At 43.3% G+C, this 12,295-nt stretch carries 12 protein-coding genes; all 12 read right to left on the minus strand.

Annotated features, from left to right (window positions below):
• Positions 1-21: 21 nt before the first annotated feature.
• The 12 genes from B3P16_RS20175 to B3P16_RS20230 all read right to left on the minus strand — a co-directional run bounded on the left by B3P16_RS20175 (position 22) and on the right by B3P16_RS20230 (position 11,960).
• Positions 22-2,595 (minus strand): glycoside hydrolase family 38 C-terminal domain-containing protein, encoded by a 2,574-nt coding sequence (locus B3P16_RS20175; RefSeq protein ID WP_286844067.1) that lies wholly within the window; start codon positions 2,593-2,595, stop codon positions 22-24.
• Positions 2,596-2,599: 4 nt separating this feature from the next.
• Positions 2,600-4,009, minus strand: coding sequence for an SGNH/GDSL hydrolase family protein (locus tag B3P16_RS20180; RefSeq protein WP_286844069.1), 1,410 nt, complete (start codon positions 4,007-4,009; stop codon positions 2,600-2,602).
• Between the two features lie 225 nt (positions 4,010-4,234).
• Positions 4,235-5,815, minus strand: a complete 1,581-nt coding sequence (locus tag B3P16_RS20185) for a DUF6377 domain-containing protein (protein ID WP_286844071.1) — start codon at positions 5,813-5,815, stop codon at positions 4,235-4,237.
• A 199-nt stretch (positions 5,816-6,014) separates the two neighbouring features.
• The gene (locus B3P16_RS20190) at positions 6,015-6,860 is read right to left on the minus strand and encodes a sialate O-acetylesterase (RefSeq protein ID WP_286844072.1); all 846 of its coding nucleotides are present in this window, start codon (positions 6,858-6,860) and stop codon (positions 6,015-6,017) included.
• A gap of 18 nt (positions 6,861-6,878) precedes the next feature.
• A complete protein-coding gene (locus tag B3P16_RS20195) occupies positions 6,879-7,430 on the minus strand; it encodes a TetR/AcrR family transcriptional regulator (RefSeq protein WP_286844074.1) in 552 nt (183 codons plus the stop codon).
• A 229-nt stretch (positions 7,431-7,659) separates the two neighbouring features.
• Positions 7,660-7,830 (minus strand): hypothetical protein, encoded by a 171-nt coding sequence (locus tag B3P16_RS20200; RefSeq protein ID WP_286844076.1) that lies wholly within the window; start codon positions 7,828-7,830, stop codon positions 7,660-7,662.
• Complete coding sequence (locus tag B3P16_RS20205; protein WP_286844077.1) at positions 7,817-8,116, minus strand: hypothetical protein; 300 nt, start codon at positions 8,114-8,116, stop codon at positions 7,817-7,819. The genes B3P16_RS20200 and B3P16_RS20205 overlap by 14 nt, the downstream gene beginning before the upstream one ends.
• 35 nt (positions 8,117-8,151) lie before the next feature.
• The gene (locus B3P16_RS20210; protein WP_286844079.1) at positions 8,152-8,385 is read right to left on the minus strand and encodes a hypothetical protein; all 234 of its coding nucleotides are present in this window, start codon (positions 8,383-8,385) and stop codon (positions 8,152-8,154) included.
• A 97-nt stretch (positions 8,386-8,482) separates the two neighbouring features.
• On the minus strand, positions 8,483-8,887 hold the full coding sequence (locus tag B3P16_RS20215) for a DUF5675 family protein (protein ID WP_286844081.1): 405 nt from the start codon (positions 8,885-8,887) through the stop codon (positions 8,483-8,485).
• Positions 8,884-9,417 (minus strand): DUF6266 family protein, encoded by a 534-nt coding sequence (locus B3P16_RS20220; protein ID WP_286844083.1) that lies wholly within the window; start codon positions 9,415-9,417, stop codon positions 8,884-8,886. Before B3P16_RS20220 ends, B3P16_RS20215 begins: the two co-directional genes overlap by 4 nt.
• Before the next feature lie 50 nt (positions 9,418-9,467).
• A complete protein-coding gene (locus tag B3P16_RS20225) occupies positions 9,468-10,112 on the minus strand; it encodes a DUF6266 family protein (protein WP_286844085.1) in 645 nt (214 codons plus the stop codon).
• A 339-nt stretch (positions 10,113-10,451) separates the two neighbouring features.
• Positions 10,452-11,960, minus strand: coding sequence for an alpha-L-fucosidase (locus tag B3P16_RS20230; RefSeq protein WP_286844087.1), 1,509 nt, complete (start codon positions 11,958-11,960; stop codon positions 10,452-10,454).
• Positions 11,961-12,295 lie beyond the last annotated feature (335 nt).

A 12,295-nucleotide genomic window follows, 5' to 3' on the forward strand; every position in this document is an offset into this window, starting at 1 on the left:
TGATTTATCGTTTCTTAGGTTCTATTTATTAATCTGAAAGGTTCTGATTCCGAATTTTGGCAGCTGCACCACAAAAGCCTTCCTCTTGTCATCTATCCTACTCAGGGGAATATTCCCCTTTTGCTCACCATTTAGCAGAACTTCCTGCAGCGAAGCCGCAGGAGAGTTTATGGCGACAGATGATGTGGCCTGTTTATTGCGCGTATTAAAGAGGCGTAAGCTAAGTTGTCCATGGTCCAGCTGCAAGGCCGAGATTTCCAGGTTATTATCCGAGATTGTGATCAGCTGACGATCGCTGAGTTTCAAATGGGGATGATAGCATGCCAGCAAGGGTTCGTTCCAGGCATTGCTTCGGTCTGCGATACGCGCTGTATTCCAGTTATTTTCATGTGGTATCAATGCATAGCGCATGTGTAATGGTTCAGTGATCTTATAATCCATCCCCCACAATCCCAAACCCGAGTATTGTGCCGTCAGACTCAATGGATACGCTTTACCATGGACGTATGACCCCGTATGGTCGGTCAGTATGGCGAGTCCATATTGGCTATTTTCATCATAGAGATCTACCCAGTTCAACACCACGTTGTTCTTAATCTGATCCCACTGGCCAAAAAAAGTATCCTCTAAGCTACTTTCGGTGACGTCAAAAGGTGCATTTTTGGCTATTTTCCCCTGTTTCAAAGTTGAAGGAAACATGACTTTCAACTTATAGCGATCGTCCGTAAAAGCACGTCTATTATCAGTCCATTTCTTTTGTTGCTTATATTCACCGATTCCCACATTGCCTTTCCAATCGATGGTCAGGTCCATATCGATGCGTTGCTGCCCTGCCACTAGAGACAGCAACTGAACAAAAGGATGCCCATTGATATTCCCTTTTACCTCCACCGTTGTTTTCAGCCCATCATCCTGTACGATAGTAAACACTACAGGGCTTTCCTTGGAAGAATAAAATTTCTCCTGCTCATAAAAATGCCCTGCGATTTCTCCCATCCGATATCCCCCATCTTGTGCAGCGAATTCCTTATGATTTGCATATTTGGCAATCAGACTCTTGATTGTTCCACCCTGCTTTTTGTCCAGCACAATCTTGTACAATTCATTTTCGAGAATACAATTGCCTTCGGTATCAAAGCGGACGATTTTTCGTCGCTCACGAGATTTAGATTGTCCCGGCTTAATGGGTTGAGCGGGCTTAAGCTGATAGGTAGCATAGCCGAAGCCGTTTACTTCTGCTTCAAATTCCACGACCTTACCCTGATCCGTTTGACGGCACTTCACAGGCAATACCTGCTGTTTTCCAGTCCACACAGTGGCATCATCCATATGCTTTGGCAAGAAAACCTGTACCCATTCCTTTCGGTGCCGGGCTAGCGTATTATAAACCCGGATATAGCCCAATTCCGAATTGGTACTCCGCGTGGAAGTGGCATAAGAAGCATTTGCCTGCTGGATCAATTGGTCCGCAATGTTCAGGGTATTGTTTGTCCACTTCTCGATCGCCTGCGCCCAAGTCTGGTCCTGATGCAATTTATTGTAAGGCACAATCCACGAGTCGTGGTGCTGGGCCATCATCAAGGTTCGCCAAGCTTCGTCAAGGCGTTTATGATCTGGTACAAAACCATGATCCATAAAAGCCATGGCACCGATTTTTTCAGCTTGCAGTATGCTGTTTTCTGCTTTGCGCACCTGTTGTGCAATACGTTGCAGCACCTGGCTCCCCCACATTAAATTAACCAAAATATCCTCCTGCCCCATTTTCCAGCTGGGCACAGCTCGTCCAGCCGGGACCGACCGAAAATATTCCGTCCAGGTGGTGTAAAGCACCTTATTTTTCACCTGTTCGCCCGTTCCCATCCACGGACCATTTTTCCAACCTGCATCCTGGTAGCACATACCGACTGGATTCATAATTCCAGCATCATAGCAACTCTTCCAATAGTCCGCGGTATTGGCCCAAGCCGTAGTCTGCCAGGTGGAGTTTTTTTCAAAAGCCTCATTTGCATAACGGGGTACCGTAAGGATTGCCGTACCATCGGGCCCTTCCCAATTCAGAAATTGACCACCATGTGCCCTGATATAGCCTCCCCAGCAGGTATTTGGCGTTTTAAGTACCGCATACTGAAATCCGAATTGCCGAAGGATCTGGGGTAGACTGCTTGTAAAACAAGGTTCTTCCACAGCATAAGTTGTAAAATTAATCCCCGGAAAATGCGACTGGTATTTAGCCATACCATAAGCAAATTGGCGAATAATACTTTCACCAGAGATATTATACAGATAAGGTTGCGCATAGGTCGGATTTGTGAAATCCAGACGTGAATCCTTCGCCCATTCCTTCATGCGTGCATAGCCAGCAGCATCCTTAACCTTGACCGTATCCCAGGTCTCCGGTTCGATCTCAAGTCCAATTCGCCAGCTTGGTGATGCTTCCAGATGGTCGAGCATAAATGTCGTTACCCAAAATGGGTAGTGTCCGTAAACCCCGCCGTGATAACCATCGACAAAATAAGCTTGCTGTTGTCCCTTTAGTCCAGCTGCTGAAACCAACACAAGGACCAAAATAACTGCTATTTTTTTCAACCCGGTCATGCCATTATTTTTTCAGCTGCACAAGACGCACAGAACGCTTAACAGGTTGATTTACTTCATTCATGCGCTGCTGTAGATCATCAATTTGGCTTTGCCAGGCCGCGCGTACTTCAGGATACATCGCTTTGGCATAGAGATCTCTTTTTGCACGCAACCAACCATCTGTGGCGACATGTTGGTCCATGACCTCGATTGCCTTTCGATTGTCGGCATTCAACAATCCTTTTGGGAGAAAAAAATTATACTGCACCCAGGCCAGATCACGGAAGCGGCGTTCAATCTCCCAGCGTTCTTCATTGAGGAACATCACTTTCAAGGCCTGCTGATATTGTGGTGTCCGTGTCTGAGTTGCCAGATTGACCCCTTTGTCGAGATCCGCAGCAGACCATACACCGATTTCCTGATCGTCAATCCATAAGGTGTAATTTCCTTTAAGTCCCTTTACCTGCAAGACTTCCTGATTCATTTCATCCATAAAAGGGACGATCTTAACGGCATCGTGCTGACTATATTTAGCCCCCCAGCCTCTAGCGACTGTATCTATAGGATAAGGCAATGCCGCCGCTAGATAATCAAAACTGAGGTTATTTCCAGCTTTTTTGACATTTTCAACCGTACAGTTCTTTGCTTCTGTCACACGTTGCTTCGAGGCGTCAATACCCACTGTAGCTACCCCTTGACCGGCAAATCCCTGTGCTTTTAAGAATAAATAAGCCATGACCATATGCCCATTATTATCCGGGTGCACGCGGTCGCTTCCCGATATGGTGAAGGTTGGATCCTTTTGCTGAAAATTCGCATTGATTGCGCTGATGGACTGATTAAAATCAAAGAATTCCCAGCCATTGCTTTTGGCCGATTCACGCTGAAAATCTACAATGCGTTTCATAGCCTTATTTTTATTTTTAAAGGGCTTATTATCCTTGATCACCACATTTTCATCATAAGGCGTGCTTCCAAGCAATACCAGACGGGTATCGACCAACCCTTTGTATCTTTTTTCCATTTCCTTGTACCCATCATACGACTCTTTTACCTTGGTATCCGCGAAAATCTCCGGCTGATCACCGTTATATTCAAAATAGCCTGAATCGTTCATACCGAAAGTCGTGATCAATACCGTAGGCTGCTTGCTGAAAACATCGCCATCCAATCTTCTGAGCATATCCACCACGCGATCGCCCCCGATTCCGGCGTTGAATACCTTCAATTTCATTTCGGGAAAACGTGTGAGGTAATACAGCCAGATATAGGCGTGGTAGTGCCCACCATCTGTAATACTATTTCCCAAAAAGACCACGCGATCGCCATCCTTAAAAGGCGAAATTTGTTGTGCAACAGTCCGGAGAGCTGTTCCCAAAGAGACGAGAACGATGAATCCTGCTAAAAAGATTTTTTTAGAATAATTTCCCATAAGATTAAAATTGTATCAGGTTGACGATAGGTAAAACGTAAATATAGATTTATCAAATTGGTATTGGTTCTATCGGCATTCCCTTGGAAACAAATGTATAACGCAAGAGCCCTACTTGCAGCTGCAAGTAGGGCTCTTAGTAAACGATTAAAGCACAGAAATCAAACTAAAAAACTGAAAAACAAAATTTTACAAATAAGCAAGCAAAGTGTTTTGGTAAATGATTTAGAATTGATTTGGGGATACTGCGCCCAGTTTTCGTACTTTTTCTTCAAAATGTTCAGCATCATTGATCGCCTTACTCTTTACTTTGCTTTTATAGTTATAGATGGTTTGCATCGAATAACGTAGAAATATAGCGATCTGGTTCACATCAGATATTCCCAATCGAATCAGCGCAAAAATGCGGAGCTCGGTATTGAGTTTATCCTTTTTCAGCTGATACTGTTCATCTGGCCGGAGCAGGCTATTAAATTCATCGACAAAATTGGGATATACCTCTAGAAACGTACGGTCAAAATCAGTATAAAGATCTTGCGCATATTTTTCAAGTGATGCATTGGAGGAGGTAAGTTGCTGCAGGTCCTCAAGCTGACGGCTTTTGACTTTACGGTACACATTTTTCCTGAAATCATCTAATTTGTCTAGGTACACCGCACACTGATTGAGGTAATAGCCGATATAACGTTCACGCACGAGGTTGGCCTCGTCCAGTTTATGGTTGACGAGCGTCAGTTGCTCATTGGTCATATTGAGTTTCTTTCGAGCACGGGATACGATCCTCATCTGTTTAAATAAGAAATAGAGTGTGAGGATCAAAATAATCGCAAATATGCTGATTACGATCGCATACAGACGTAGGTTTTTCCGTTGTTGGTCGATTTTGGCCAGATAGGTCGCTTCGATAATAGGCTGCGTACGTGCAATCACGGTATTGCGGAAGCGCGAATTGTAGTAATTGGCATCGTCCAGGGCAGCCTGAATATAGGTAAAAGCTCTGTTTACATCCCCTTTTTTGTTCAAGTAAATCGCCAAAGTCAATAACGACTCGTTTTCCTTAATCGCCAGGCGTACATCTGTTATTGCAGCCATGATCAGGTATTCTTCTACCAGCTGCATTTCGCCGAGTTCTCTAGCAATCATAGCAAGACCCATGGCAGCCATTCCATAACCGTGTGTATCACTTTTTTCCTTTTTAAATAAATGCAACTGAAGATCCCTAGACTCTTTAAACATACCGGCTGCTTTGAGTTTAAATGCTTTCTCCTTGAGGTACATATCCGATTTTGGGTCAAGCAGTCCCATGAGGCTATTCCTAGATTTGGCGATTTCGCTTTCGTACTGCCTATTGTAATTATCGTGGTCAGTATATTTGATCAAGTTTTCATAATAACGGATATAGCTCCAGTGGTAGATGACCTTGAGGTGCTGAGGCAGCCCATCATAATCGATTTGCTTCAGTACCTCCCATGCCTGGGTAAACAATCCAGAGATGGAAAGAACAAAAGCCAATTTGACTTGGCTTTCGGTCATGAGCTTCTGATCGTTCAATTGTTTGGCTATTGCGATATTGTGATCAATATAGGTAAGGGAAGAATCGCAGTTTAAGGTTTGATATTCAAAGATTAACTGGGTTTGTATCTCATAGCGATCTTTGGCTGCTGAGTGATTTCTCAACCGATCTTTGATTGAATCAATCTGACGAATCTTGGTATCTAAATAAACTGTCCTATTATTTATAGCTTTATCTAAGACTTGCAGTAAGGAATCTATTTTGCTTGCCTGTAATGGTGTACAGTAAGCCATCGCAAAAATGCATAGAAGAATAAGTTGTTTCGCTTTCACTAGGTTATTATAATTGATCAACGTAACTCAAATATAAACAAAAATTTATTGGTAAAAACCCAAGCTTATATCGTTAACTTTATTTCTTTTCCTCATAAACTACTGAATTTTCTAATAATTTTTGAGTTCTATCAAGATCCCTAGCTTCCAAATTATTACGTTATTTACCAATCAGTTTCAGTTGTTCCTGAAATTCTTTAAATGCAATTTTTCCAGATGCAAATTGAACCTCTAATATAAATTTCTGCTCATTAGGCGACGATTCACGTCTATAAATCTTTTCCAGCAATTCGTCTTCATCAATTAAAGCTTCAGTCACATCTGCTGCATTTAAAAATGCCTGATAGTATCGAAGCCCGAATTTTCTAACTGACTTCGCGTCGAAATGGATTTGGTCTTCGTTGGCAGTCAAACCTTTTGCGGTAACGAAATGACAATTACTGTGTGATGCTGCATATTCCTGTAAGGCGTTATTAACTAAATAATAATCATGGAAATGTGCTCCAAACTGCCCATGGGGCAAAAAATCGCCTATCCCACCAATGATAAGGGGAACATCAGGAACTTCTAACTGATTACGTAGCTCATTGACAATAACATCAAATTTATCGACATAGTTTGCGGCCAGTTCTGCAGATGAATCGTTTTCTCCCTGGTGCCATAGAATTCCCGATAACTTACTGCTGCGCTGAGCAAGTTTTGCCTGAAAAATAGCATGGTCAAAAAGTTCGCCGCCTGCCTGCCAGTCGTTCAGGCTGGTACCGCCATCGGCACAAGGGATAAGGCCGATTTCCTCGCCAATGTTGTCTGCATGCCACGAGGCAGCAAAAGACGATGCAAGCCCAACACCGGCGATAGGCCTGTCGCTGTGTATTGGTTCGGCCATTATCTGCCAACGACCATTACGGAGCATCTTTATTGATTCATTAATTATAGGAGGTACGGAATTTTGAATACCACGGCCCGCCATATTTGATTGCCCTATCAGCAAAAAAGACTTTATCATGTTATTATATTTAGGAGATTATCGGATACCTATACTGCGGCTGAAAGACAACCAAGCAAATTTTTTAAGATCATTTGGAGCAACATCACCAGAATTTAATGCCTTTACACTAGTCCTTGCCATGCTTTCAAAGAGATGTCTGATCCAGGGAGCTGATAATCGATTGTCTATAATATGTTTCTCCTGCAATTCAGGAACCAAAGCGAACCATTTTTCTTTTGTTCGTTCATAAGCCAATAATTTATCTTTATCCAGGTCTGCAACATCAACATGCTTCTCTTCCAAAGTGTGTAAGAAAATATACTTTACGCCGCAGTCGATAGCAGCATGTAACATTGCCTCCAATTGTTTGATCGGATCATTATCGCTGTTGAAGGCTGTTACCATAGCCTGATACCAATTTTCTAGCATGTCGGCATAGCAGGCTGTGATAAGAGCCTCTCGGTCTTTAAAATATCGGTACAAAGTTCGCTTGCTTATTTGAGCAACTTCGGCTACCCTTTCTAATGGCGCATGAAAATCTTCATTAAAAACTTTTACAGCGCTATTTATTAATTTGTCTTTACTCATTTGACACAAATGTATGACAGATGTCTCAAATTAGTGTCAACAAAATGAAAAAATTATTTTTACGCTTATCCTCAATTTATTGACAATACGGCCTGTGCCCCCTCGATAATAGTGTGAAAAATTTCGTTTCCCTCTGATCCCGAACGCATTCCAAAATTGATATCAATACAATATGTCGAAGCCCTACAAAAGTTAGGCGCACCCGTAGATACGCCTAGATTACCGCTGTTCATCGCTTTCGTTTGCCCAACTTCGCCAATAATCTACTCGTGGCGAAACTGATCAAGGTGCCCAGCGCGGCTGTCAATGCCGTCTGCAGCACATCGCCCAGCGAGATGCTTGCCCAGATGGAGCAGATCGTGCCACCTAGGGCTGAGATACGAATATCATTCCACCGCATCAGCTTCACTCCTTTCCGCGTTCTGCTGTATCGTCGCGCTGTCTGGCCGGTCATCTATCCGGTCGCTCGCGGCAGCGTCCCGCTCTTCGTTAGTCGGCAGAGCGAAGAGTTCCTCCTTTTCAGGCGGAAGTTCAGGTGGTGGCTTTTCCTCTTCCATCACTGTTTCCAATATCCCCAGGCCTACGGCGATATACTTCAATATATTACCCGCTTTACCTGGCCATTTGACCGGAGCCGCAAGAACCACCTGCAGCACCTGTCCTATTTTCATTAAGATCTTTTTCATAATTATTTATAATAGATTGGATGAACGGTCAAAGCCTAATATTCCGACTGCAAATTGATGAAGTCCAAAGGCGTTAAAAATGAATTCTTGTCTGAACGAAGTGAGTTTGAATTCATATAGCCATTGGGCAAAAGCAATTGCACCAAGGAATAGAGCGGTAGACCCTCATCCAATCCTTCCCACTTCTTTATTCGAGCAATATAGGAGGACAAAGAATTGAAAGCCAGGCATTGCGACTGCCTATCGCTGACGCAATATGACGATAGCATAAGTCACTGTCCGAGCAAAGCGAGTTTGATTTATGCAGTCATATTGCTAAGAAGATGGCACAAAGGAATGCAGCGCAAATTCATGTCCTCCAAATTGCTACCGAATATTCAAATACACTTCATCCCCCATATCCCACAGGCTATACACCAGCGCCTTGAGTTTTGCTAAAGCTTTGCCACTGTAATCCCCTGTACCTATACCGGTTAAAGTCGTGACCGGGGCAATGCAGCCCTGCAGCTCTTTTAACGCATTGTTGGCCGCATGGATGAGAATTGCTTCGCGTCCGAGTACCATGGGAATGCCGATCTGTTCGCCATGTTTGGGGTAACGCCGCTTTTCAAGTTTATACTGCCCGATGGGGATACAGCTAATCCGTGGAATATTATTTCTGTCGGGTAGCTCGATTGTATGGCAGATTTCTTCACCCTGATAGGTGATGGTTCCATTGGTTCCCTGCGCCCCATATTTCCGTTGGAGCAGCAGGATATGTTTTGTTTTCATTTTGTTGAATAACCCAGATATTTTGACCGTGCATACTTTGTACCCTTCCGGTCTGACAGCAGTAGATAAAGATGGAATCCATCCTCGCGGAATCCTTCGGGAATCGGCAAAATTACGCGTCCTTCCCGCCGTTGCCAGATCTGCTCGTTGACGTAGGCATAGCCTTTCTCTACCTGATAGGCACAGAGTATTAGCCTGTCATCCGAATCTAAAAATCGCGAATACCGTACCTCATGCGTCAGTTCAATAGAATCGGCATAACGATTTATGCTAATGCCATATAGACCTGACAGAGAACCTTCACTGAGGCGTACCAATGCAGGATCTACCACAGGTCCACCCTCCTCATGCCTGATGGCCATCTTTAGCAAACATCCCAGGGCCAATCCCCCTGCGAGGCTATTTTTCCGTTTGGCCATCTCGGAAAACCCTTTTTTGACCAATCCATTTAAAGGCCTCAAAAAAGCCACCCCCGCTTTAAAGGCTGTACGCACGCGCTGCTGCCCGGGGCTGATTGTCTTTTTTACCATAATAAGCTGCTAAAAAGGAGCTGAGCCCGATCGGCCCAGCCCACAGTTAATTAGATAAGCTGTACCTCGCCCAGATACACACTTTTAGACACCCGGGTTTTGGACCGATTTGACAAAAACAGCCAGGTATGCACTGAACCGTTAGCTAGATGGTCGGGTACCAAAAAGGTCACCACACCCATCGATCGCGTACTCGGTGCCGGAGTTGAAATGAACTCATCTTTTTCGGGATGATAGGCCAGCACATACACCAAGTCATCCCCAAAGGTTTCGAACGTTTCGCTGGCACCTGTCGACCAGGTAAAGATAAGTTCGCCCGAGTCATAGGACACGGCTGCTGTACCACCGCCGTATAAGCCACCATCCGAAATACTGATGTTGGAATAATCAAGCGAAAAATCGGGATAGACACCTGTGATCGCCCTTTTGAGGTTGAATTGAAATGCCGCATTCATCGGGGTCACTTTATCGGTGTTTTTACCACCGAAACCGATTTTTAAAAAGACATTGATCGGTAGCAGAAAACGCATCAGCGTCCTGAACTTTTCCTGCTGGATGAGCTGTGCCTCTGAGGCGGGCTTTGATCTCTTTTTATAAAGCCCTTTGATGTAGTTGATGCTCTTCCAACTACTTCCGATTACTGAGCCGGCTTTACCCTTAAAGCCTCCATTTGCTCCGTTTACAATAGTTCCCATGTGTTAAAATCAATCCTGTTTCGTACCGGTACATCTGATTGACATAACAAACATAAAACACTTTAAATCAATAACAAATAAACAAACAAAGTTACACCGACCGTTGACCGACAGGCATCGGAAAACTGACCGATCATAGACCTGCACTCATACTTTTTAGAACCGACATAAAGATTAAAATGGGCAAAAAAATCAAAAGTAAAAAGGTAGATGATACTGATTACCGGGAGTAGTATCGATATCTTCACCATCTTAGGATAATGGTATTATTTGGATTGGCAGGTAGTTAATGCGTTATTAACTCCTGCCTTTTATTATTACGACCAGTATTATTACTATTTAGATTTTTGCATCCATCAGTTTATTTTCTGAAATCGCTGGAGTACTTAGTTTTATTTTAATTACGAAAGCTCTTTTCGTTTTCAAACCTTCAGGGATAATGATATCGAAATACGTATTTGTATCTCTATCCAAACCAATATTTGCTTTTTTCAGCAGCAGATCACGCTGATGATCTAGTAAAGCTGCCGATGCGGGAACCAATTTGGCATTGCTAGGAAAAACAAGTCTTAATATACCATCTACAGGCCTATTGATTACCGTTAAGAATAGCGAGGTCGGATCAGTTTTGCTCAAGGTGTAGTAACCATATTTACTTTCTAAGGGAAAATTTTTCACTTCATAGATGGCTTCAGCATTCGTATTCGTCCATTTTCCCAATGCTGTAATCAGTTCATTCTCGTGTTTACTCATATTTCCATCTTGGTCCGGACCGAAATTAAGGACAAAATTACCGTTCATGGCGCGAGATTTCATCAACAAATCGATGATGTCATTTGTTGTTTTCAAATACATCCCATCCGTATTCTTTATATATCCCCAGCCGTTGGGCGGTATTGTCATCACACAGTCCCAATCATTGCCGCCCAGCAACTCCATATTGACAGGCATCTTCCGCTCCCAGCCCTGTTCATAATCGCCCAATAAGACACCGTTTGAATCAAAATGCCGACTTTCATGTTCATCATTTCGAAAACGCGAGCCGATGATGAGGTTTGGATTGTTGTTTCTCAACTCTTTCTCTAGGTTATATGTAAACGCATAAGCATTTATCCAGGAAGGATCCCAGGTACCATCAAACCAAAAGCCTTTTATTTTGGGGTAGTTTGTCTGTAATTCCAGCAGCTGGTTTCTGGTATATTTCAAAAAGCGATCAAAGCGAGCTATCTCATCAGGCGTTTTTGGAATGTTTTTGACATAGTCCTTGTTGGTCCATTCCTCTACAGAAAAATATAAGAACACATCGATCCCCTGCTCCGTATATGCATCCACCACCTGCTTCACGATATCTTTTTTATAAGGGCTGTTCGCTATGGTATAATCCGAATATTTAGAAGGCCATAAGCAAAATCCATCGTGGTGTTTTGTTGTAAAGATGACATATTTCGCGCCCATTTCTTTGGCCCGCTTGGCCCATCGTTTTGCATCGAAATTTTTTGGATTAAATTGTTTGTAAAGGTTGTCGTACGTTTCTATCCAGTTTTCAGGTACGGTAGGTCCCTCCCATTTTCGAATCCACTCCGATGCCGGTGCACCGCTCCGGGCGCTTACACCATTCCATTCATTGCCCGGAATGGCATATAAACCCCAGTGGATAAATTGGCCTAGCCCATAATTTCGAAATGCGGCCATTGCCGTATCAGTCCTGTTTGGCTTGGTAATGGCACCAAATTTCACTTCAATGGGGTGAGCAGGTTTTTCCCTTTTGCCTGTCCACTGAGCCTTTACGAGCCCCTGCTGGAATAATGCAATAGCCATCAAAATAAGTAAACGTTTGCTGGTTTTCATCTTGAAAAAAAATGTATAGATTTTAAATTAAGTTATTTATCGTCCTCAGGTAAAACAGACCAAATGAATGACGGCCGTAATATCCAGTTAAAAAACCAGATTCATCTTATCAGAACCAAACGCAATCGGTTGTGTGATTACCGAAAACGTTTTAGTGTAAATCGAACACCTAAACACTGTTAATCAACAAAATAGCCATAATAGCTCTTACCTGACAATCCTGGTCATATTTTAACTGGCGGGGAGTTAATCCCCGATTAACTCCCTGCTTTTATCGTATTTTCATCGAGATTTCATCGGGTGCTGATCGGATTTTCCCGATGAAATCCCGATGC

Source organism: Sphingobacterium sp. UBA7631, from assembly GCF_002483935.1.
Taxonomy (GTDB): Bacteria; Bacteroidota; Bacteroidia; order Sphingobacteriales; family Sphingobacteriaceae; genus Sphingobacterium; species Sphingobacterium multivorum.